At 69.0% G+C, this 24,331-nt stretch carries 8 protein-coding genes and 2 pseudogenes; 5 read left to right on the top strand and 5 right to left on the bottom strand.

Translation table 11 applies throughout. From position 1 onward, the window contains the following. The 4 genes and pseudogenes from ADL25_RS15475 to ADL25_RS50520 all read right to left on the bottom strand — a co-directional run. Positions 1–205: pseudogene (locus ADL25_RS15475) on the bottom strand (N-acetylglutamate synthase); the annotation flags it as partial. Between the two features lie 180 nt (positions 206–385). Next, positions 386–610 (bottom strand): hypothetical protein, encoded by a 225-nt coding sequence (locus ADL25_RS15470; protein ID WP_059128307.1) that lies wholly within the window; start codon positions 608–610, stop codon positions 386–388. Between the two features lie 222 nt (positions 611–832). Continuing rightward, a complete protein-coding gene (locus ADL25_RS46155; protein WP_234380927.1) occupies positions 833–1,141 on the bottom strand; it encodes a GyrI-like domain-containing protein in 309 nt (102 codons plus the stop codon). Beyond that, positions 1,140–1,542: pseudogene (locus ADL25_RS50520) on the bottom strand (IS982 family transposase); the annotation flags it as partial. The gene ADL25_RS46155 and the pseudogene ADL25_RS50520, both read right to left, overlap by 2 nt. A gap of 70 nt (positions 1,543–1,612) precedes the next feature. Here ADL25_RS50520 and ADL25_RS15460 point away from each other — a divergent pair. After that, positions 1,613–2,002 (top strand): hypothetical protein, encoded by a 390-nt coding sequence (locus ADL25_RS15460; protein WP_059128306.1) that lies wholly within the window; start codon positions 1,613–1,615, stop codon positions 2,000–2,002. 312 nt (positions 2,003–2,314) lie between these two features. On the opposite strand, the gene ADL25_RS15455 is transcribed toward ADL25_RS15460, so the two are convergent. Then, positions 2,315–3,208: a replication-relaxation family protein gene (locus ADL25_RS15455; protein ID WP_059128305.1), complete on the bottom strand. Its 894-nt coding sequence runs from the start codon at positions 3,206–3,208 to the stop codon at positions 2,315–2,317. A gap of 1,013 nt (positions 3,209–4,221) precedes the next feature. Between ADL25_RS15455 and ADL25_RS15450 the strand changes: the two genes are divergently transcribed. The 4 genes from ADL25_RS15450 to ADL25_RS15435 all read left to right on the top strand — a co-directional run bounded on the left by ADL25_RS15450 (position 4,222) and on the right by ADL25_RS15435 (position 24,323). Continuing rightward, positions 4,222–11,241: a glycoside hydrolase domain-containing protein gene (locus ADL25_RS15450; RefSeq protein WP_059128304.1), complete on the top strand. Its 7,020-nt coding sequence runs from the start codon at positions 4,222–4,224 to the stop codon at positions 11,239–11,241. An 865-nt stretch (positions 11,242–12,106) separates the two neighbouring features. Further along, positions 12,107–12,982 carry a hypothetical protein gene (locus ADL25_RS15445; RefSeq protein WP_059128303.1) on the top strand — a complete coding sequence of 292 codons (876 nt, stop codon included), beginning with the start codon at positions 12,107–12,109 and terminating at the stop codon, positions 12,980–12,982. 968 nt (positions 12,983–13,950) lie between these two features. Further along, the gene (locus ADL25_RS15440; protein WP_234380926.1) at positions 13,951–17,694 is read left to right on the top strand and encodes a LamG domain-containing protein; all 3,744 of its coding nucleotides are present in this window, start codon (positions 13,951–13,953) and stop codon (positions 17,692–17,694) included. Between the two features lie 260 nt (positions 17,695–17,954). Beyond that, positions 17,955–24,323, top strand: a complete 6,369-nt coding sequence (locus tag ADL25_RS15435; RefSeq protein ID WP_234380925.1) for an RHS repeat-associated core domain-containing protein — start codon at positions 17,955–17,957, stop codon at positions 24,321–24,323. Positions 24,324–24,331: the final 8 nt, after the last annotated feature.

Raw genomic sequence — 24,331 nt, 5'->3', positions numbered from 1 at the left:
GGCTGTTGCCCAAGGTGTTCGGTTTCACTCGTTCGAGACCGAGGAACTCCGCCACACCCTCGTCATAGGAACGCATCAGCTCCGCGTACACATCGGTGTTCACGGGCGTCTCACCGATCTCCACGAAGCCGTGCTTCCCGAAGAAGTCCACTTCGAAGGTGAGACAGAAAACGCGGCGAACGCTGAGCCGGCGGGCGGTTTGCAGCCCGGGCTCCCCTCAGGCTTCCCGCCCTCGTTTCCCCAGATGAGGGCGGGGGATACGGGGGATTCTGCCTCAGCGGCGGCCGTTTCGGTACTCGGATCTACTTATGGGAGCGGACCCGGCTGATGAGATCACGTGGGTGCCGGGCCGCTGCACAGTTCCGCCAACTGTATCTGCTGGTGGTTACTTTGCAGGGTTGCGCGGAATAATGCCGGTGCCTGCATACAGCCGGGGATCGAGTGAGAGGACGGTGACGGGATCACCCGATTTCGCGGCCTGCCGGGCGGTTGCCGCGCAGTGTGCCACCGGCCACTCGGTGTTCGGCCACGCCACGGCCTCCAGGGCGTTCAGCGAGGTGAACGGCACCTGTTCGGCGAAGCGGAGCGATGCGGCGCGGCCGCCACGCACCCATCGCGAGGGTCCGCCCGCCGGTCTTTTGGAAGGCCTTGACGGCGGGGTCAACAGGAGGCGTCACGAACCCCGCACTCGAACAGTCCGACCGAGCTCAACGCTCCGTCCGGAACCGGTACTTACAGAATCAGGACCGTCCGCCCCGACGGAGTCTCCGCCGGGGCGAACGTTGTTTTCGTGCGTTCGTTCAGCCGGCGGTGAGTTTGCCTTGCGCCCGGTTCACCGGCCCAATCGGCGTAGCGGCTGGCGCAGGATGGTGCGCAGCCCAGACGGGGGAGCGGTGTGGGACGGCACGAGGTAGATTTCGTGGTGCCTGCCCGCGGGGACGAGGCCCTGTACGTCGAGATGGCGGTGGAGGGCGCCCACCGTTGAGGGTTCGTTCTCGATCGGGCCCTCGCGCAGCACCTGAACACACAGGCCCTCTCGCAGGGTGAGCGCCCCCAGGGAGGACGCCGCGGCGGCGGATTCAGGGGTGTGGGAGGCCTCGGTGAGTTCCGCGCGGGCCGCCGCCAGTGCGGCGGGATCCACCACACTGATCGGAGCGTTTGACGGTCTCGCGGGAACGGCCGCATTCCACCGGGGTGGAGTCCACGACCCATACGGCGTCGCTCCACACCGAGGTGGTGGCCAGGAACCGGTTGACGCTTCGCATCAGACCGGCGGCCTTGCCCAGCCGCTTGTTGTACCCGGGCTGCTGGGGCAGGTAGGGGAAGAGGTGGCGCAGGTGGGCACGGGCATGGCGGAGCCATTTGGCCTCGGAGGTGTAGCCGAGTATGGCCTGCATCGTGGCGAGGGTGACCAGTTCGGCATCGCTCAGGCGGGGCGTAAAGCCGACCGCGGCGCCACGGCGCCAGGTCGGGATGCTCCTTCAGCATGTCGTCGGTCGGCGCATAGAGTGCTGTCGCGAGGGTGTCCACATCGTTCGTCACAAAACGATCTTGGACACCCTCGTTCTCGTCTCCGCAGGCACCCCTTGGACCACACCACCAGGAGGAACCAGTGTCATACCCGCAACTGCTCACCCCCGAGGAAAAGCTCGCCGACGCGAAGAAGCTGTTGAGCCTCCCGCGTATCGTCGTGATCTGTGGCTCCACCCGCTTCATGACCGAGATGACCGAGGCCGATCTGCGGGAGACCAAAGCCGGAAAGATTGTCGTCAAACCGGGCTGTGACATGAAGTCGCCGCACGAACTTTGGTCCGATCCTGTCGAGGCCGAGGCGCTGAAGGTTCGACTCGACGATCTGCACCGGGCGAAGATCCGGCTCGCTGATGAGGTGCTCGTAGTCGGCGACTACATCGGAGACAGCACCCGAGCCGAAATCGCCTGTGCCCGGTCGCTGGGCAAGCCCGTGCGGTTCACGCACCCCGAAGTCGACCCTGACGCCTGACCGCCCGCTGCCACCTCGACAACCAGGGTCGGCCGCCCGCCGCATGACCGTCTCGCGGTGGCTTTGGCCGCCGCCCACCCCACACCCTCCGCAGGCATCCCTGGGAAGTGATCACCTAGGCCCGATGCCGTTGAGTGCGTCGAGTTCGGGGTAGTGAGCGCGGACAGTCTTGAGCTAGATCTAGGGTCTGCAGACGGATCGTGCTGCCCTTTCCTGCCCGGTGGCCACCAATCACGCCGATCGCCACGTCGTCCGGGCCGTTGATCGGCCCGAACGCAACGGCCTCTCCTCCTGAGGGATGGGGGCGTGCGGTCAGCCCCGCAGCGAGTCCGTCCAGCTGACCTGCTGCCCCGGGTCCGTCACGGGCCGCCAGACGGGCGCAGAGAGGCCGCCTCGAAGTACGTCGGTCAGGGGGGCGGCCAGCATGGGCACATCGCGCAGAAAATCGGCTCGCGCGAGCTTGGCGCCTGCGTGGAGGGCACTGATGCGGTTGTCGATGCCGGTGGGCCCGGTGCCGTCAAGGACGAACAGCACCCGCGGGAACACCGGATACCGGCGCCGCCATTCCTCCACCGGTAGCTCGCTGCCGGGCCGGGGTCGGCCGACAACCGCGGGGACGTGCCGGTACAGCCGTTCGTAGGCGCTGACTTTCGCGGCCAGGCGCTCGGGCCCCAGGGTGGCCCGGTCGACCTCCACGAACGCCCGCAGCATTGACCACCCATCCCTGTCCTTGGCCTGGCATCGGTAGTACAGCAGGGCATCGGGTGTGAGGGCCTCGCCGCCCCCGAGCGAGTGGTAGACCTCCGGGATCCAGTCCAGCGGCTGGCACACGTCCCCGCGGCGTCGTGCGTCCTGCACGAACGCAAGGGCAGTCTCCGTCACTACCAGGGCGTGCCACACACGCAGCCGGGCAGCGGTTCGATCCGCACTCAGCCTCGGCGGCCGCCAGTCCCGCAACTCCGGCCATTCCGAGGCGACCTCGGCGCCGTATTGGGTGACGGACCACACCCGCGTCCGGCCGGCCTGCGGCAATGTCACACGGTCGATCAAGCCCTCACCGCGTAGCTTCACCAGCCGCCGCCTGGTCTGCTCGATCCGCGCAGCGGGCGAGATCATGAGGTGCACCTGCTGCGTGGTGGCCATCCGGTGCTGCGCCAGGACCGCCAGTGCCAGCCGGTCCCCGCCTCCCGCATCCCCGTTCACCATCGCTGTGTCCCCTCCCTACCGTGCGACGCCACCCCTTGGGCGCCGCGTGTAGGGCCACAGCAGCAGCCGGCCCCGACCAAGACCTCGACCATCCGGGCCCGACCAGCGTCACGATGCGATAACCCCGCCCCCGACCCCGCCCATAACGCCTTGGTAGACCCCGCCGACATCCCCGCCGACAACCGTCCGCACCCATCCTGCGCTTGACGGAGTATCCGCAGGCCACCACGGCATTCGAGCATGGTCGGCAGCCCGACATCCCCCTATGCACCTCTCGCAGCCGACCCCAGAACAGAAAAAGGGAAGTGAGGCGGGCTGTGGCTGGCGGTCGGCGCGGCGGGGGATCGGGGCGCCTCGGTGTCTTGTTGCGCGTCGGCGGGGCCTCCGCGCTCGTCGCCGGGCAGCGCTCGGCGACGCATGGGACGGTGTGACCGGTGGGAGGTGGACCGCCGTCAACGCGAGGTGTCAGAACTGCCCTGCAGGCACAGCTTGGGACTCAACCGTCGGACCGAGTCGATAGCCCGTCGAATCGGAGTGGAAGTCCGCGTTGCGGGGTGTCCGGTTGAACAACAGGTGTAGGTCCACACGGGGATGAGTCCCAGCCCACGACGCGCCTTGCCTTGTCGGCACCGGACCGGACAAGGTAGGCCACAGCCCTGCCGCGAGACGCGATCAGCCGTGGCTTGTCCCAGTAGAGAACGTCGGCGAACTGCGGACACCCCGGTGCCGGGGTGACCTGCACACCGGGGACCTCCCGTACGCACGGAGCCGCGCCGTACGCGAAGCCGGTGCGTCGTCTTCGCGGCGTCCGGCACGCACGTACTGTACGAACGCTGTTGGCCTGCTGTATGCCTTCTCCATGTGTCATGTCGGACGGTTGTGAACGCGGCGGGTGCAATCCCGTGTGTCCACTGCCGACTCAGTCTGGGTTGCACGCCCGGCGGCCGGGCTGACAACGTTGTCTTCTGGTGAGGCCGGACCGTGCGTGCGTATCGCGACGCTGGAGAGGTTACGTGCCCATCAGATCTCATACCCCCTTGCCCCGCGGGATCCTTCCGAGACCCGCCCGCCGGCAGCGCCGGCCACTGCGGGCGGCGGTGGCCGCGCTGCTGACCGGAGCGCTCGGTGTTGCCGCGCTCGCGGGTGGCGGCGCGGCCGCAGCACTGCCCGCCGCGACCTCGTCCGCGGGGTCCGCAGGGACATCCGGCGGCACGGACTACACCAAGCTCGTCGACCCGTTCGTGTCGACCGCCGGCGACGACGGCAACGACCTGCCAGGCGCTCAGGCGCCGCACGGTCTGGCCAAGGTCAACCCGTTGACCACGCCGAACCGCAACCACACCGGGTACGACTACAACGAGGACCACATCGCCGGGTTCACCGCGACGAACCTCGACGGCGTCGGCGGCTCCGGAGGTGGTGGCGACCTGCTGGTCGTCCCGACGTCCGTGCAGTACGACAGCCGCCCCGCCGCCGGCACGTACGCCCACGCGTACAGCCACGACGACGAGAGCGCGTCGCCCGGCTCCTATCAGGTGGGCCTCGGGGCGATCTCCGGAACCGCGTCGTCGGTGAAGCAGGACTCCGGCACCATCAAGGCCGAGATGACCGCGACGACGCGCACGGCGCTCGAGCGGTACAGCTTCCCCGCCGGGTCGAACCCCGAGCTCGTCCTGGACCTCGCGAACAACTTCACCAGCCGCACCCGCTCGACCATGAAGGCGACGACGCTCCCGGACGGGACCACCTCGATCGCCGGACTGATCGCGGGTTCGTTCAACGGCGCCTCGTACAAGCTGTACTACAACGCCACCACGAACGTCCCCGTGACCTCGCTGAAGAGCTGGGGCAACGACGGCAAGCTGAGCGAGGCGACCACGCAGGACGGGTCCGACACCGGCGCCGTCCTCGGGTTCGACAAGTCCGCCGGGGACGACATCGAACTGCGCATCACGCTGTCGCTGATCAGTGCCGAACAGGCCGCGACCGATCAGCGCAACGAGGTGGGTCACCTCACCTTCGACCAGGCGCGCGCGCAGTCGAAGGCGGACTGGAACAGCGCGCTCGGCACGGTCGACGTGCACTCCTCTGCGAAGTCCGACCCCGGGTCGACGCTCACCAAGGAGTTCTACACGCACCTGTACCGCATGTACGCGCTGCCGGTGAACGCCACCAGCACCAGCGGAACGTACCGCGGCGCGGACGGAGCGGTGCACAAGGCCAACGGCTTCACGTACTACGACGGCTGGTCCACCTGGGACGACTTCCGCAAGTACTCCGTCGAGGCCTACATCGACCCGGCCACCTACCGGGACATGATGCAGTCGCTCATCGAGCTCTTCGCCGACGTGCACACCTCCGGCAAGAGCCTCGGCAGCCTCACCCACTCGGTTCCGACCGTGCGCTGGGAGCGGTCGGCCGTGCTGGTCGCCGACGCGCTGTCGAAGGGCTACAAGAACTTCGACCGGCTCGACGAGGCCTACCCGGCGCTGCTGTCGTACAGCGGCCTCTACACGGGCGCGCAGCTGCGGCAGGGATACGTCGCGGGTGATCCCGGTACGACCGTCCAGCGGGGCTACGACCAGTGGGCGCTCTCCATCATCGCCGACGCGCTCGGCAAGAAGGACGACGCGAAGAAGCTGCGCACCCAGTCGACGATGGCGATCGACAACCTCGTGAAGTCCGGCGCCTGGACCGCGGGGGACGGCACCAAGGTCGGTCTGCTCACCCCGCGTGCCGCAGGCGGCGACTGGCAGAGCGCCGACTACGAGAAGTTCGAGGCGGCCGGCCTCTACCAGGGCACGCTGTGGCAGTACCACTGGTACGACGCGTACGACATGGGCGGTCTCATTACGGCCATGGGCGGCGAGAAGGCCGGCAAGGCTGCGGTCGAGCACATGTTCGGCGAGGACTCGAGTGTCGACGACGGCTCGACCATGCTGCACTCCAACGCGAACGAGATCGACCTGCAGGCCCCCTACCTTTTCAACTACGTCGGTGAGCCGAGCCTGACGCAGAAGTGGGTGCGGTCGATCTACACCGGCACGACCTGGAACCGCTACATCGCAACGGGCTCCACGAACGAGGCCCCCAGCTCCGGCGGTCAGTTCACCCCGCCGATCAAGACCCAGGTCTACAAGCTGTCCCCGAACGGCTTCCTGCCGACCATGGACAACGACGCCGGCACCATGTCGACCATGTTCGTCGGCGCCGCCCTGGGCCTGTTCCCGGTGACCGCCGGTTCCAGTCAGTTCCAGATCGGCAGCCCGTTCTTCGACTCCACGACGATCACCTACGCCAACGGCAGCCGGTTCACGGTGAAGGCCGACGGAGTGTCGCCGAGCAACTACTACGTGCAGAGCGCGACCCTCAACGGCAAGCGGTTCGACAACACGTGGCTCGACTACTCCCAGATCATCGCCGGCGGAACCCTGGACTTCACCATGGGTTCCAAGCCCTCCCAGTGGGGCGCCCACACCAAGCCCGCGTACTCGCTGGACACCGACTCGGGCGACACGGGTGACGGCGGCACGGGAGCGGACAAGGGCGACACCGTCGTCTCCGCCCACCCGGGCACCGTCGACACCTCAGCGGACGGCACCGTCGACGGCAGCGTGAAGCTCACCCTGTCCGGACCGGCGTCGTTCGCCGCTCACAAGGGAACCAGCCTCACCAAGACCGGCGCGGCGAGCGTGACCGGACTGCCGAAGGGCGTCACGGCGGACCTGTGCGTCAGCGACAAGCGGACGGCGACGCTGTCGCTCACCGGCACCACTGACGTCGACGCGCGCTTCGGCATCACATTCCGCGACGCGGCCTTCGCCCACGGCGTGCGGGCTGCGACGGTGAGCGGCACCGGGATATCCCCGACCGACCCGCTGCTCATCTCCGCCGCCGCGGTGCATCGCAAGGCCCTCGGCACACTGGTCGACCAGGCCTTGCTGGTGCGCAGCGGCAACTACTCCGACGGTTCCTGGAATGTGTTCCGGTCGGCGCTCGAACGCGGTCGGACCGTCCTGGCCGACACGACCTCCGCGACGGGCACGATCATGGCCGCGGACGACGCGCTGCACTCCGCGATCGATGCGCTCACCATCGACGAGGGTGGCTACGCCGTCCTGCAGGCCGAGGCCCCCGACCAGATGGAGGGCCCCAGCCTGGTGAAGGAGGCGTACTACTCGGACGGCGACCTCGGCGGCGTCACCGAGGGAGCGTGGGAGCGGTACGCCAAGCTGGACTTCGGTGGGGTCGCTCCGCGGAGTGTCTCGGTCCGCTACGCGAACTCGCAGCCGACGGACGCCAAGCCGAGCAGCGTCGACATCCACGCGGGTGCCGCGGACGGTCCCGTCGTCGCCACCGCCTCCCTTCCCGGAACGGGCGGATGGCAGTACTACACCACGGTGCAGGCGGCCGTCACCGACCCGGACGCCCTGCTGGGCGCGAAGAGCGCGACGTTCGTGTTCCACGCTCCGTCCGGGCAGCAGTGGGTGTCGAACTTCGACTGGTACCGGTTCTCACCGAACGAGGTCTCCTCGTCGCCGTCGACCACGCTCGCCACGCTGACCGCGGTGAACAGCACCACGACCGGCGACGGCTCGCTCCCGCTCAACCTCTCGAACGGCATCTTCGAGAACGTGACGAACGGCGCTTGGGCGCAGTGGAAGGACACGAACCTGCGCGACGGCGCGGACACCGTCACCGTCCGCTATGACAAGCCGCAGTCGCGCGCGGCGTCGGACTCGCACATCGAACTGCACCTCGGTTCGAAGGACGGCCCCAAGCGCGTCGACATCCCCCTGGAGTACAGCGGTTCGGGTTGGGGAACCATCGCCACCACGACCGTGCAGCTCGACCGGAGCGTGTTCACCGGCGTCCAGGACGTGTACGCGGCCTTCGTCTCCAGCACGCAGACCAGCGCCCAGCCCTACGTGGGCAACATCTACTCGCTTACCCTGGCGCAGGACGCCGACGCCCCCGTGGGCTTCGACGCCACCGCGTGGCACTCCAACAGCGGCGGCGGGCTCAAGAGCGAGCCGGTCGGCTGGACCGGCGCGGGTTCCGCCACCGACCTCGGCGGCACCTACAACGGAGCCTGGCTCAACTACGGGGACATCGACTTCGGCAACTCCCCGAAGAGCACCGTCACGATCACCTACGTCAACAACTCCGCCCGCTGCGGCACCGGTTCGGCCGTCCAGCTCTACCTGGACTCCTTCGACGCGGCCAACCCCGGCACGCCGTACGCGACCGTGCCGCTGCCCGTCACGGGAGCCGCGTGGTCGTCCGGAGGGACGACGAGCCTGACGCTGCCCAAGGCGATCACCGGCTCGCACACCGTCTACATGCGGCTGACGACGACCCCGGACTCCTCGCACCCGTACGTCGCGAACCTGGGCCGGATCACCTTCAACCACGTCGACACGCCCGCCGTCACGGACAAGTCCGCCCTGCGGAAGGCGATCGACCAGTACGAGGGACTCTCCGGCGACGCGGAGCGCTACAACGCGATCGACTTCGGTGTGTACCTGCGCGAACTCGCAGCAGCACGCACCCTCGTCGACGCCGACGACGCGACGCAGACCGAAGTCGACGCACAGACGCGCAGCCTCACCCTTGCCGCCAACCAGCTGATCCCCCTGCCGAGGCTGAAGCTGGAGGACCTGGTCGCGACCGCGTCGGCCTTCGACAACAACCGCTACACGGACGCGTCATGGAAGACGTTCACCGACGCACTCGCCGCGGCGAAGACCGCGATCGCGGACGACACGGCCACGGACGCGACCCTCACCGCACGGTACGACGCCCTTCGCCATGCACAGTCCGCGCTCACCACGAAGCCCAAGACGGTGCCGGCCGCGCCCGACGCGGTGTCGGCGACGTCGTCCGGCACGAGCGTGACGGTCGCCTGGTCCGCACCCAAGGACGACGGCGGCTCTCCGGTCACCGGCTACAAGGTCACCCTCGACGACGGCCACCAGGTCGAGATCGACGATCCGGACAGCCGGAGCACCACGTTCACCTGGCTGCGATCCGGCAGGTCGTACACGGCACGCGTCCAGGCGGTGAACACGTTCGGCGCCTCGCGCCCGAGCGCCGCCACGGCACCCGTGGTGGCCGACGGCGGCAGGCCGCAGACGCCCACCGTGACGGGTGTGATCACCGACGGCAAGCAGGTCCGGGTGACCTGGCGCGCCGCCGGCGACGGTGGATTCCCGATCATCGGCTACACCGTGGCCCTCGGTGACGGAACCACCGCGCACCTTCCCGCGACGGCCGACACGGCACTGCTGACAACCGCGGGCAAGGCCAAGGCGCACACGGCCACCGTCACCGCCATCACCCTGGCGGGCACTTCGGACGACCCCGCCGCGACCGCTTCGGCGCCTGCCTCGGCGGACGCCTCCGACCCGGCGTACGAGCCCTCTCCCTTCCCGGACGAGACGCTCAAGGCGAACTACGCCTCGGACACCTGGCCGGGAACCGGCGACGGGACCGACTACTTCTACGGCCTGCTCAACGGTGTCCGGGACCTCGGCTCCGACATCCTCGGCGCCAACACCAAGGTGCCCTCCGGTACCCCGCTCACCGCTGAGAACGACCAGATCGCCGTGCGCATCAACAACGCGGCGACGCAGAAGGAGGTGGACCGGGCCGAGGTCGACGCGACGAACAGCTCCACCGTCACGATGGCCGACGGACTCGGATCCCGGCTCGGCAAGATCTACCTCGACGCGCTGAACGGCGGCCAACTGCCCAAGACCGGCGCGCTGTTCGGCCGCGTCACGCAGGGCCTCGACAAGGGTGGGGCGGCGAAGGACCACTTCGGCTACCTGCGCCCGTACGTGCGGCTCGGGTTCGTCGGCGACGGCGGGGACATCTACGAGTCGCAGGACGGCTCCTACGGCAGCCTCACCACCAGCGGTTCGTACCCGAGCGGCCACACCTACGGCGGCTACGAGGCGGGGACCATCCTCGCCACGCTCCTGCCGGAGCTGGCACCGTCGATCCTGGCGCGCACCTCGGAGTACGGGAACAACCGCATCGTCCTCGGGTTCCACTACCCCCTCGACGTCATGGGCGGCCGCATCACCGGCCAGGCCACCGTGGCGCACCGGTGGGCCGACCCCGACTTCGCGGAGCTGCTGATGCAGGCTCACACCGAGATGGAGAACGTGCTTCTCGCCAGTTGTGAAAAGGAGGGCTACGGCGACACGCTCGCGGCCTGCGCGGGCGACCCCTACGCCGGACTGAGCACGACGCAGGACGTCGACCTGTACACGCAGCGCCTGACCTACGGGTTCTCTCAGGTGGGCAAGTCCGGGCAGACCCTCAAGACACCGTCCGACGCGGCGGCGCTCCTGATCACGGCCTTCCCGAACCTCACCGCAGAGCAGCGCACTCAGGTCCTCGAGCAGACCGCGACGGACTCGGGTTACCCGCTCGACCTCACCGCGGACGGCGAGGCGAGCTGGCAGCGGATAAACCTGGCGGCGGCGATGGCGGCGAAGGTGGTCGTGGGCGCCGACGGGTCCGTCAAGGTGACGAACCACTCGGACGCCACGAAGGCCAGTGTCGCCGACGCCAAGGCGATCACCGTCGGAGGCGTCGCGATCGGCGGGTTCGATCCGGACGTGTCGACGTACGTCGTGGACTGGCCGAAGAACAAGGGGATCCCGGCCGTCACCGCTGTACCGGCCCAGTCCGGTGCACGGGTGAAGGTCACCGACGGCAGTTCGGTCCTCTCGTCGACCGGATCCCGGTTCACCACCCGCACCATCAAGGTGACCTCGGCCAACGGTTCGGTCACCCGGACCTACACGGTCGGGTTCCAGCGCACGGACCGCGATCACCGGCCGACCGCGGCCGGAGGTCACGGCGGAGACGGCGGTGACGGAGGATCCGGCCATTGGCCCCTGTCCGGCACGTGGAGCCAGGGGGACAACGGAGCCGGCCTCGTCGGCGGCGGACTCTGGTCGTCGTTGACGGATTGGGCGGAGCCCATGTGGATCCCTCGGACGCAGCGCACGACATGACCGACGGACCTGCCGTGCCCCGCGGGGGCACGGCAGGATCCTGCTGATCCTTCGGGAGGCAGGACCGCAGACAACGGCCCCTCCGGGCGAACCTGTTGTGTTCACCTGGAGGGGCCGTCGGCATGACGGCACGACGGCTCGGGGCGCGATGGTGTGGTGGTCCACGGCGGGCGCCGGGGAGCCCGGCCCCGACGCCACCGCATCCCCTGACCGTCCGACGAGGCACTCCGAACCCGCGTAATCACTGTGACGCTTCAAGGCAAGCTCCGTATCTTGGCGCTGTGACGGACGCAGAAGAGCCCAGGCTCTACGTGAATTGCTGGGGCGAAACTTCAGGTTGAACCCAGGTGTGAGCGGGGCCTGCAGGGTGGACACATGCTCGTGCTTCGACCAGTCAGGGGCGGCTGCGACACGACCGAACCCTCACGTCGGCTGAGCACGGCGAGTTCCGTCGTGTCAGCGAGACCTGGTGCCGAAAGGACCGTCTCCTCAGCGACGTCGCCATGACGTTCGGGTCCGCCCATTGACCTCTTCCGGGGAAACAACGCCAACTACCCCAAGACACCGGCCTACGCGACCGACCAACGTGACGACATCCTGCTCTGCTTCCACTTCTGGAACAGCTTCGTCTCGAGTCCAAGCTCGTCGTCGGCGTCCGTCCATGCCGAACCCGTTCTCTGGGCCTGCCGGGACGACGGCACCCTGTTCACGGACGGCTTCACCTTGACCCCGGATGAATCCGCCTTTCGGCGTGCGAGCTGAAGTACGGGCGCGGCGGAACCGGGTTGCGAGGCGGTCGGCGCTGGGGTGGAATCGGGCGGGCTGTGCAGCGGAGGCCTGCGGCCCGGGCAGGGGGGATCGGTTCATGGACGGGACGACAGCCCTGGACAGCGTGCTGCAGCAGACGCACGTGGTCCAGCTGAGCTCGGTGGGCAGGTTCGGGGTGGACGGAGAGATCCGCGTGGACCTCTCCGATCCGGCGGAGTCGGCGCGGCTGAGGACCGCCATGGCCGTGGAATCCCTGCCCGGGGTCCACTGCATGTGCCTCGGGGACGTTCGCTTCGAGTTGTCCGACCGTTCCGGTGAGCGGCTCGCAGTCGTCGTCCTGCACCACGGGGCGACACTGAGGTGGGGGCAGTGGGAGAGCGACGCCGTCCTCGCCGACGGCCGCTTGCTCCTGGCGTGGCTGGCCGGGCACCGCATGCCCGGCCCCATGGAGCAGTTCGAGGCCGACCGGCTACGGGCGGAGGAAAGGGCCGAAGAGCGGCGCAACTGGCTGGCCGCGATGCCCGCCGGACTGGAGGGGACCGCCGAACGGATCCTCGACCTCTCCCGCACCGGTGACAGGCCCTCTCCCGAATTGCTCGCGGAACTCACGGACCGGCTGCAGCTGACGTTCCCCGACCCGGTGGAGCGGGTGCTGGCCCTGCTCGAGTGGTACGGATCCGGCAGCGGGCGCTGCTCTGGCTACCCCGTCCACGAGGGCGTACCTGGCGAACTGCTCGGCAGGGTGCCGACCGCCGACCTGCTCACCGGCCTGGTCGACCCACGGGCCGGGGATCGGCACGATGCCGGGGCCGTGCGGCATCTGGTGGGCTGGAAGACCCGCCCGCGCCAGAAGCGGGATGTCGCGGGCCTGCCCGAAGCGCTGCGCGCTCGTCTGCTGGCTCACGCGCGCAGTTCTGGAGACTCCGACAAGCAGGCCCGCGCGGAAAGGTGGTTGGCACCTCGACGGGCCTGAGACCTACTGGAGCGTTCTGTGGCCGGCGAAGGCGGCGCGGCCGGACATGGCGACGGCCTGGGGCCTCGCGAAATGCAAGACGCTGCGTGTAGAGCGGCGGCTTCTATAGGTGCCGCCGCTCTACACGCAGCGTCGACCCCTCACGCACCGGGCCGCCCGCCTTTTCGGCCGGATCATCCGACGGAGGCTGGTACGCGCCGTGGCCAGGTCGTCCTAGGTCTCTCTGAGTTGCTCAATCAGGCCATTGACACGGGCCAGCGCCCGAATGTCGAACAGAGGGGCGTCTTGTTCCTCATCGGCCGGGAGTCCCTTGTCCTGGTTGCGTCATCGGCCAAGCGGCAGCATGTGGCAACTCGTCCGTAGAATTCCCCCGCCCCGGTCCGCCGCATCCCGGGGCGCGTCCGTGCGTGCACGGGCCGCTCCGAGGCGGTGGGCGAAGGTCACCGGCGAGACGTCGGCGGGGTGGCGGAGCCACGATCGGCACGTCTGTGCCGGATGAAAGTTGATCATCTTCAACATGAACGTCCGCCCCCGCAGAGGTGTCTCGCAGGTTAAATGCGGAGGCCGCCCCCTCTCTTTCCCGGGTGCAACGGGCACCACCGTTCCCGGTCTTTGCCGGAATGGGGTTGATCTTCATTGGTGCCGCCTGTCCGGCATTCAAACGGAGGTGCCGGTTCCTCTCTTGATGCGGCGTGACGAAATGCTTCGTCCGATTCGGTGCGCATGGTGGGAGAGGAGGGTGTTCGATCGCATCTTTCATGCTTCCTTCCGCCCAATTGCCAGTCAACTCCGCGCAAAAATTAGTCAGTTGACGCCCCCTCAGGGTCCGGCTTTCCTGTGCTGAGTTTTCTTCGGCGCCGCCGTCACGAGCCCCGACCGGGTCCTTCGTGCGGCGCCCGGGCCGACGGACCAGGGAAATGGCGGGGTGGGGCATACCGATGGGCATCAGCACACGACACAGACCGAGAATGCGCACGATGGTGGCGGGGGCACTGTCGGGACTGCTGCTCGGCGGACTTCCCGTCCTGCCGCTGACTCCCGCGGCCGCGTCGCCGAGCCAGGCTGCCTCCGCAGCGTCCGCGGCAACGCAGGCGTCCGCGCAGGCGGTGGCTACCGGGAAGCCGGTCGAGGTGGTCTCCGAGCGCACCGAGTACTCGACCACGTACGCCAATCCGGACGGCAGCACCTTCAACCTCAAGCAGTCGGCCGTCCCCGTCCGGGTGGCACAGCCCGGTGGCGCCTGGGTGACGCCCGACGCCACCCTGACCCGCCGTGAAGACCACCGGATCGCCCCGAAGGCGGCTGTCGCCGGTGTGTCGTTCTCCAGCGGCGGCGACGGCAAGGACCTGGTGAGCATCACCGAGGACGGCCACACCCTGACGGTGGGCTGGCCCGGTTCGCTGCCCGCTCCCACGCTGGACGGTGACTCGGCCGTCTACGCGAACGTCCTGCCGGACGTGGACCTGCGGATGACGGCGACCACCGAGGGCTATCGCGAAGTTCTCGTCGTCAAGACGGCTCAGGCCGCCGCGAACCCGGCACTGACCGCGCTGCATCTGCCGGTGCGGGCCGACGGCCTGGTGCTGAAAGAGGGCGCGGGCCAGTCCTTGCAGGCGGTGGACGACAACGGCGCCACCGTCTTCCGGGCCCCGACGGCCCGCCAGTGGGACTCCACGGGCCATGACGGCACCACCGCCCCCGCCGCTCAGACCAAGCCCTCGGGCTCCTCCTCGGGCAAGACCGCCTCGGCGCCGTCCGCGAACGCTGCGTCCGGCGTGGCCGCGGTGGCGACCGGCGACACCCAGGCGGCCGGCTCCGCGGCCGAGGGTGACGAGTCGGGTGTCACCGACCCGGCCGAGGGCCCCGGCGACAGTGCCACCGCTGTTCCGCTGGACATGTCGGTCACCCAGAGTGCCATCACCGTCGTCCCCGACGCCGGTGAGCTCAAGGACGAGGACACCGTCTACCCGCTCTACATCGACCCGGACGTCTCCTGGTCGGAGTCCGAGCGCACGGTGCTCTCCTCCGACGGTGACACCTTCTACAACTTCTCCGGCGGCGACGAGGGCAAGGGGGTGGGCCTGTGCTCGATCTACTACACCGGCGGCTTCGGCTACCCCTGCACCACCGGAACCCCGTACAAGCAGCGCATGTACTTCGAGTTCTCGCCGTCCGCGCTCAAGGGCAAGCGGGTGCTCGACGCCACCTTCCGGGTGACCGAGCGCTGGTCGATGTCCTGCACGGCGACCGTGGTGCAGCTGGTGCGCACCGGTGACATCTCCTCCTCCACCCGCTGGCCCGGCCCCACCGCCAACTGGGACGTGATGGGCGACCGTACGGTCTCGGCCGGCCGCGGCTCCGACTGCTCCCCGAGCCAGCCCGCGAAGCCGATCGAGTTCAACGACGACCCCAGCCAGTCGTACGAGAACCTGACCAAGACGGTGCAGTCCTTCGCGGCCGGTGACATGTCCCGGCTGACCCTGATGATCAAGGCCGGCGACGAGGGCGACCCCAACGGCTGGAAGCGCTTCGACGACGACGCGGTCCTCGACGTCGACTACGTCGGTGTCCCGGCGCCGCCCACCGGCCCCGGCGTCCTCTCCGGCAGCGGCACCACCTGTGAGACCGCCGAGGCGGACCCGGCGATCATCTCCGACCCGACCCCCGACTTCCTCACCGCTGTCCAGACGGAATCCGGCGGCGAGAGCGGTGCGACCCTGCGCGCCCACTTCGTGGTGCAGAAGAAGAACTCCGACGGCAGCTGGAGCACCGCCACCGAACCGGTGCGCCCCTCCAGCGGCTTCGTCACCGACAACGCCAAGGTGCAGGTGACCTCGCCGGTGACCTTCGCGGACGGGACCCTGGCCCGGATGTCGTCGTGGACGCGGTCGTACTGGAGCGGCGACGACCACATGATCGAGTCGACGCACAGCTCGGTGACGACCAAGGGCTGGTGCTACTTCAAGGTCGACACCACCGCCCCGAAGGCGCCCACCGTCACCACCGACGGGACGTACAGCCTGTGCACGGCCAACGCCTGTGCCGCCGGCGGCGGACCGGGCCAGGGCGGGGACTTCTACTTCAAGCCCGCTACGGGTGACACCAACATCGCCGGTTACGAGTACCGGCTGCCGACCTGGCCCACCTGGCACTCCGTCACGGGCTCGGCACCCACGAAGCTGATCACTCCGGAGCTGCCCGGCACGCAGACCCTCCAGGTCCGTGCCAGGGACAATGTCGGCTCCGGGCGCCCCGGTGCGACCACCAGCTTCCTGTTCAAGGTCGCGGAGGGCGAAGGAGCCTCCGGACGCTGGCACTTCGACGACGCGGCGCCCGGCTCCGGAGTGGTCACGGCTGCCGACTCCGCCACCACGGCCGGCACCCGCCACCCCCTCACCTTCCACACCGCCGGCGCGGGCTTTTCCAGCCTGGCCCGCCGGGGCGAGCAGGACCGGTCCTTCTGGCTGGACTCCACCGTGGCCGCCAACCAGACCGCCTGGGCCGACACCACGTCACCTGCGATCAACACTCAAGCCTCCTTCTCCGTTTCGACCTGGGCCTATCTGACGGATGACACCGACTTCCACTGCATCGCCTCCCAGCAGAACTCGGACAACACCGGCTGGTCGCTGTACTACTCCTCGGGCGTCCAGCGCTGGGTGTTCCTGTGGTCCTGGTACGAGAACGGCGCGCGGAAGTACATCGGCGCCAACGCCTCGGCCCAAGGCGTGCCCCTGAAGGCGTGGACGCACGTCGGCGGCGTCTACAACGCCACCGACCGCACCATCACCCTCTACGTCAACGGCCGCCCGCAGGGCGCACCGGCGGCGTTGGGGACCTCGGGCAAGCCGACCACCAGCGACGGTGCCCTCCAGATCGGGCGAGCGGGCTACAGCGGCGGATTCAACAACTACTGGCGCGGACGCATCGACGAAGTTGCGGTGTTCCAGCGAGCCCTGTCCGACAGCGAGATGGCGCAAGAAGCCGGCCTGATCGACCCGGACACCGGAAGCACCGCCGTGGAACTGGTCGGCGCGTGGGACCCGGACGGCGCCACAGGCAGCACCCTTGCCGACACGGTCAGCGGCTACAACCGGACCATGACCCTCAGCGGCGGCGCCACGCTCGACGGTGAGGCCGTCTCGCTGGACGGCGTCGACGACGCGGCCACCGTGTCCGGCCCGGTCGTGGACGACACCGGCTCCTTCACCGTCACCACCGAGGTGGAACTCGACGGCGCCGCCCTGGCGGGCAAGAGCGCCGGATACAGCGGACAGGTCGTCGGCCAGCGCACGGCCGACGGGTCCGCCTGGGGCCTGTGGTTCAACCAGACCGGTACCGAACAGGTCCCGCAGGACGACGGAACCCTCAAGGACGTACCTGTCGGGTACTGGCGCTTCGGACGCCTCGCGGCCGACGGCAGGACCTACACCGCCGTCAGCTCCGAAAGCACCGCCCTGACCGACGAACGCGTCCGGCTGACAGGCGCCTACAACGCCCAGGACGGGACGATCAGCCTGTATCTCGACGCCACACCCAACGACGTGCCGACCGCCTTCACCGCGGTCGCCGGAAACGGGGACTTCTCCGCCGGCCGGGCCTACGTCAACAAGGCGTGGGGCAACTACCTGCCCGAGAAGATCAGCGATCTGCGGATCTGGGTCGGGGCACCTGCCAACGACATGCAGGTGGAGAACATGATCGGCGGCTAGCCGCCGACGGGGCCCGGCCGCGAGGGCCGGGCCCCGACCAACCACCGGGCCGGGCCGCGCCGCGCCGCGACCCGGCCCTCCGGCGTCCCGCGGACTCAACCTCCTGCGGACCCGGCGTCCTCATGCAACATCCGTGCACGTACGCCAAGGGGTGGGACCACACCATGCTCTTCCGTCCGCGAAGACGACGGAACGGCCGCCCGGCCACCGTCAGCCGCACGCTTCGCCTGACCGTAGGCTCACTCGTTCTCGCTCTGAGTGTGCCGATAGGCCTGGCCCCGGTCGCCCAGGCCGCCGACGCGCTCGGCAGACCCGGCACACCGAAGACACGCAGCGCCAAGATGATCCCCGCCGACCCCGCCACGGCGAAGGCGGCCCGGGACCGCCTGGCCAAGGCCCAGGCGGAGAACCGCGCGCAGGGCGCCAAGGCACTGGCCGCGCAGCACGCCACCTGGCCCGCCGCCGCCCGCGCCGAACTCGTCCGCGGCAAGCGCGCCGAGGTGGGCGGCCTGCCCGTCACCCTCACCGCGCCCGCGGCACGGTCGGCCACGTCCGCGACCGCGGCGACCGTACAGGTACTGGGCCGCAAGGAGGCGACCGCCGCCGGGATCAAGGGCGTTCTGCTGTCGCTGACCTCACAGCAAGCCGGTACCACCGGACTTGACGTGGACTACTCGTCGTTCGCCTCGGCCTACGGCGGCGACTGGGCGGGCCGGCTGCGCCTGGTGCAGCTGCCCGCGTGTGCGCTGACCACGCCGGAGAAGGCGTCCTGTCGCGTCGAGACACCGCTGGCCGGCACGCACAACGACGTGAGCGAGCAGACCGTGTCCGCGCAGGTGCCGGTGTCGGCCCGCGCGGCGGCGGCACCGGCCACCGCCGTGGTGGCGCTCGCCGCGGCCGCCGGCGAGTCGGCGTCCGGGTCGGGCGCTTACACCGCCACCCCGCTGAGCGCGTCGTCGTCCTGGCAGGCCGGCGGCTCCTCGGGCTCCTTCACCTGGTCCTACCCCATGACCCCGCCCGCTCCGGCGGCCGGCCCCACCCCGTCGGTCACGCTGTCCTACGACTCCGATTCCATCGACGGCCGCACCGCCAACACCAACAACCAGGGCAGCGTCGTCGGTGAGGGATTCGACCTGTCGTCCTCCTCGTACGTGGAGCGCTCGTACGGCTCCTGCGACGACGACGGCCAGGACGACAAGTACGACATGTGCTGGAAGTACGACAACGCCTCCCTCGTGCTCAACGGCAAGTCCACCACCCTGGTGAAGGACGACACCACCGGCACCTGGCGGCTGAAGGACGACGACGCCTCCACCGTCACCCACGGCACCGGCGCCGACAACGGCGACGACGACGGCGAATACTGGACGGTGACCACAGGCAACGGCACCAAGTACGTCTTCGGCCAGAACAAGCTGGACGGCGCGGGCACCGAAGCCACCAACTCCACCTGGACCGTGCCCGTCTTCGGCGACGACTCCGGTGAGCCGGGCTACAGCAAGGGCACCGCATTCGCCGACCGCGCGGTGACGCAGGCGTGGCGGTGGAACCTCGACTACGTCGAGGACCTGCACGGCAACGCGATGTCGTACTGGTACACCGCCGAGACCAACTCCTACGCCAAGAACAAGGCGGACACCGCCACCGCCACCTACACCCGCGGCGGCTACCTGACCAAGATCCTCTACGGTCAGCGCAAGGACGCCCTGTTCTCCGGCACCGCCTCGCACAAGGTGACCTTCGACTACACCGAGCGCTGCACCGCCTCGGACTGCTCGGACCTGAAGGAATCCACCGCCGACAACTGGCCCGACGTGCCCTTCGACACCATCTGCAAGAGCGGTGACGACTGCGACGCCGAGAGCCCCTCCTTCTTCACCCGCAAGCGGCTGACGGGCATCAACTCCTTCTCCTGGGACGCCGCCGCCAACACCTACGACGCCGTCGACTCCTGGGATCTCGCCCAGCACTTCTTCGACGGCGGCGACCTGGGGGACACCTCCGACCAGGTCCTGGTGCTCGACTCGATCAAGCACACCGGCAAGTCGGGCGCCGCGATCGCCCTGCCGCCGGTGACGTTCACCTACGACAAGCGGCCCAACCGGGTCGACGGCACCGACGACATCGTGCCGCTCTACCGACCCCGCATCCGCACCCTCATCTCGGAGACCGGTGCGGTGACCACCGTGACCCTCTCCGACCCGGAGTGCGTGCGCGGCCACACCCCTGACGAGGACGACGACCACACCTCCTGCTACCCGGTGTACTGGCACATCAACGGCGCCGAGGAAGCCGGCCTCGACTGGTTCCACAAGTACCGCGTCCTCGCGGTGACCAGCACCGACCCCACCGGCAAGAACGCCACGACCGAGACCGACTACACCTACGCCGACCCCGCCTGGCACTACGACGAGAACCCGCTGACCCCGCAGGCCGAGCGAACCTGGTCGCAGTGGCGCGGCTACGGCAAGGTCACCACCGTCAAGGGCACGGACGCCACCAAGTCCAAGACGGTGACCCTCTACATGCAGGGGATGGACGGAGACCGGGTACAGGGCTCGGACGGCAAGCTGGACCCCACCGCCCGCAAGGACGTCAGCGTGAAGGCACTCGCCGTCCCCGGGCTGACCATCGCGGACCAGACCGACAGTGAGCAGTACACCGGCTTCACCCGGCAGCAGGTGACCTACGACGGCGGCCAGGCCATCGCGGTGACCGTCAACGACCCCTGGTCGAAGAAGACCGCCACCCAGCACGCGTCCTACGCAGACACCGAGGCGTACTTCGTCCGCACGGCCGGGACCGCCACATCGACCTATCTGACGGTCAAGGACTCCTGGCGCACGCACACCACCTCCACCACCTTCGACTCCTACGGCATGAAGGCCACCGAGGAGGACGCCGGCGACGTCGCCAAGAGCGGCGACGAGGCCTGCACCCGCACCTGGTACGCCCGCAACACCGCCAAGGGCATCTCCGACCTCGTCTCCCGCAGTCGCACCGTCTCCCGCACGTGCGCCACCGGCGAGGACCAGCTCGACCTGCCCGCCAAGGTCGCCGACCGCGGAGACGTGCTCTCCGACAAGGCCACCGTCTTCGACAACACCGCCGCCACCACCTGGACCGCGAACCAGACGCCCACCCTGGGCGACGCCTCCTGGACCGGACGGGCAGCCGCCTACCCCGCGACCTCCAGCGCAGGGGAGCGCAACCCCACCACCTGGCAGACCACGGCCAAGACCGTCCACGACACCCTGGGCCGCCCCACCACCGTCACCGACGCCGCAGGCAACGCCACCACCACGGCCTACACACCCGCCTCCGGCGGCCCGCTGACCATGGCCATCACGACCAACGCGGCCACCCAGAAGACGTTCACCTACTACGACCCGGCGCGCGGCAACGTCATCCGCTCGTTCGACATCAACAACAAGCAGACCCAGTACACCTACGACGCCCTCGGCCGGGTCACGGCCGTGTGGCTGCCCAACCGCACCAGTGACCTGCCCGCCAGCTACGTCTTCGGCTACAGCGTCAGCAACACCGCCGCGTCCTGGACCTCCACGGGCGCCATCAAGGCGGACGGCGACACCTACGAGACGGCCTACTCCATCTACGACGCCCAACTGCGGCCCATCCAGACCCAGAAGCGCAGCGCTGAGGGCGGCCGGATCCTGACCGACACCCGATACGACAGCCGCGGCCTGGCCTACGAGACCTACGCCGACGTCTACGACAGCAAGAACGCGCCCTCCGGCACCTACAGCCGCGCCGAGTACGGAGGCACCGCCAAGCAGACCTCGGTCACCTTCGACGGGGCCGAACGCCCGGAGACCAGCACCCTCTACACCTACGGTGTCAAACGCTGGTCCACGACCACCAGTTACACCGGCGACTCCACCGCCACCTCCGGCGTGCAGGGCGCTTCGGCGAAGCGCACGATCACCGACGCGCTCGGCCGCACGGTCGAAACCCGCCAGTACGCCTCCCCGTCCCCCGACGACGCGGCCTACGGCGGCGGCACCGGCACCCTCTACACCTCGACGAAGTTCGCATACACCCTGGACGACAAGCAGGCGAAGGTCACCGGCCCGGACAACAGCTCCTGGACCTGGCTCTACGACCTGTTCGGCCGTCAGGTCAAAAGCACCGACCCGGACAAGGGCACCGAGACCACCGGCTACGACAGCCGGGACCTGCCCTCGTGGACCAAGGACGGCGCCGGCCGGGTGGTCATCACCGCCTACGACAAACTGCGCCGCCCCACCGCCACCTACAAGGCGGCCACCGACGCCGACCTGACCTCCACCACCGAGGAACAGATCCCGGCCAACCAGCTCACCGCCCTCACCTACGACGCCACCGGCTACAAGGGCCAACTGGCCACGTCGACCCGCTACACCAACGGCGCCACCGACACCGCCCACGCCTACACGCGCAAGGTCACCAGCTACGACAGCCTCTACCACGCGCTGGACTCCACGCTGACGCTGCCCGCCGACGATCCGCTGGTGACCTCCGGTGCCGTACCGTCCGCGACACTGTCCTTCAGCGCCCACTACGACATCACCGGCGCCCAGGACCAGGACGTCCAGCCCGCGGTCGCCGGACTGCCCAAGGAGATCATCGACACCGGCTACAACGACTACGGCCTCCCCACCACCCTCAGCGGCACCCAGAGCTACGTCCTCGCAAGCGACTTCACCGCCACGGACAAGGTCCAGCAGCTGACCCTCGGCGTCTCCGACGCCGCCGGCGTCAAGAAGGCCTACCTGACCAACACCTGGGACGAGGGCACGGACCACCTGACCCAGTCCGTCGTCACCGACGACACCCACCCCTGGCAACTCCAGCAGCTCAACTACGCGTACGACCAGGCGGGCAACGTCACCTCGCTCACCGACCCCACCGCCCTGGGCGGCACGAGCACCGACGACAACCAGTGCTTCGCCTACGACGGCTACCAGCGTCTGACCGAGGCCTGGACACCCAAGACGGCGGACTGCGCCGCCTCCGGCCGCACCGCCGCCAACCTCGGCGGTCCCGCCCCCTACTGGAACAGCTACACCTACAACAGTGCCGGGCAGCGCGCCACCGAGACCAACCACAGCACCTCCGGCAGCACCACCTCACGCACGTACTGCTACAACAACACCGCCCAGCCGCACACCCTGACCGCCACTCCTTCCGGAACCGCCGCCGGTGCCTGCACCGGGGTCACCGCCGCCTACGGCTACGACGCCGCCGGTGACACCACCACGCGCCCCGACGGAACCGCGACCCAAGCCTTGACCTGGGACAGCGAGGGCCGGCTCGGCAGCCTGAAGGAGACGGCCGGCTCCGCCACCAGCACGACCGGATACGTCTACGACACCGACGGCAGCCTCCTCGTCCGCCGCAACACCGGCGGAGAGACCGTCCTCTACCTCGGTGCCACCGAGGTCCACTACAACACCACGACCGGCAAGAAGTGGGCCCAGCGCACCTACTCCCTCGGCGGCACCGCGGTGGCGGTGCGCACCAACCAAAGCGGCACCTCCACCCTCACCTGGCTCGCCGCCGACCGGCACAACACCGCGAGCCTCGCCCTCGCCGCCACGGACCAGGCCATCACCAAGCGCTACACCACCCCCTTCGGCACCGACCGCGGCACCGCGGTGCCCAACTGGCCCGACGACAAGAAGTTCCTCGGCAAGCCCGCCGACCCCGCCACCGGACTCACCCACGTCGGCGCCCGCGAATACGATCCGCTGCTCGGCCAGTTCCTCAGCGTCGACCCCCTGCTGGACACCTCCGACGCCCAGTCGCTGAACGGATACGCCTACGCCGACAACAGCCCGCTGATGGGCTGGGATCCGACGGGCGAGGACAACTGGTGGGCCGACCCCACCATGAACAAGCCCGTGGACAAGGGCGGGACGCCCATCAGCCAGGACCTCGCCAACGAGCAGGGTTTCGGCTCCCTGTGCAACCCGCACAACTGCTCCGGCTTCGACCCGAAGAAGATGCCGGCCGGCGGCCCGGCCTACGAGTACCCCCCGGTCCAGGCCGAGGACGCCAACCGTCCAGGGTGGGGCACCCTGAAGACGGACGCGCACGACAAGAGCGTGTTCTTCCTGGCCGGCTCCATGGCCCTGTCCTACGTCGCGATGAGAGGGTGGCAGCGCGGCTTCAACCTCATGGAACACTGGATGGAGAACGGCGGCGAGACAGTCGAGGTCAGCGTCGCGGACATGATGAACAGCCTCTCCTACATGCGGAAAGAGGTCGGTCAGCAGATCAAGCCGGGTCATTTCGACAGCGGTTGGCACGGCAGCAGCGTTGCCAGGGGTCGTGAGCACGGAATGAACAAGGGTGCCGACGCCGACGACTACTACTTCGCGCTCAACGGCTACCAGTACCGGGTGCGCGGAGACACGGTCATGAAGAGGGGCCAGCTCACGGGGACCGTCACCGTGGATGTCTACAAGCGGTACAACTGGGGGAACATCGGAGGCGGCAAGCCTCGGGGTGACCTCGGTGTGGGGCCCTTCAAGCCGCTGCGGCAGAACGACATGGCTCACCTGAACTCGGTCGGGCTGGCACACGACTTCGATGTCGTCGGCCACCAGACGTTCAACATCGGCTAGGAGAAATC

The organism is Streptomyces sp. NRRL F-5122 (genome assembly GCF_001507435.1).
GTDB lineage: Bacteria > Actinomycetota > Actinomycetes > Streptomycetales > Streptomycetaceae > Streptomyces > Streptomyces lannensis.
The sequence above is the reverse complement of the archived record's forward strand: the minus strand, read 5'-3'. Positions and strand labels throughout refer to the sequence as shown.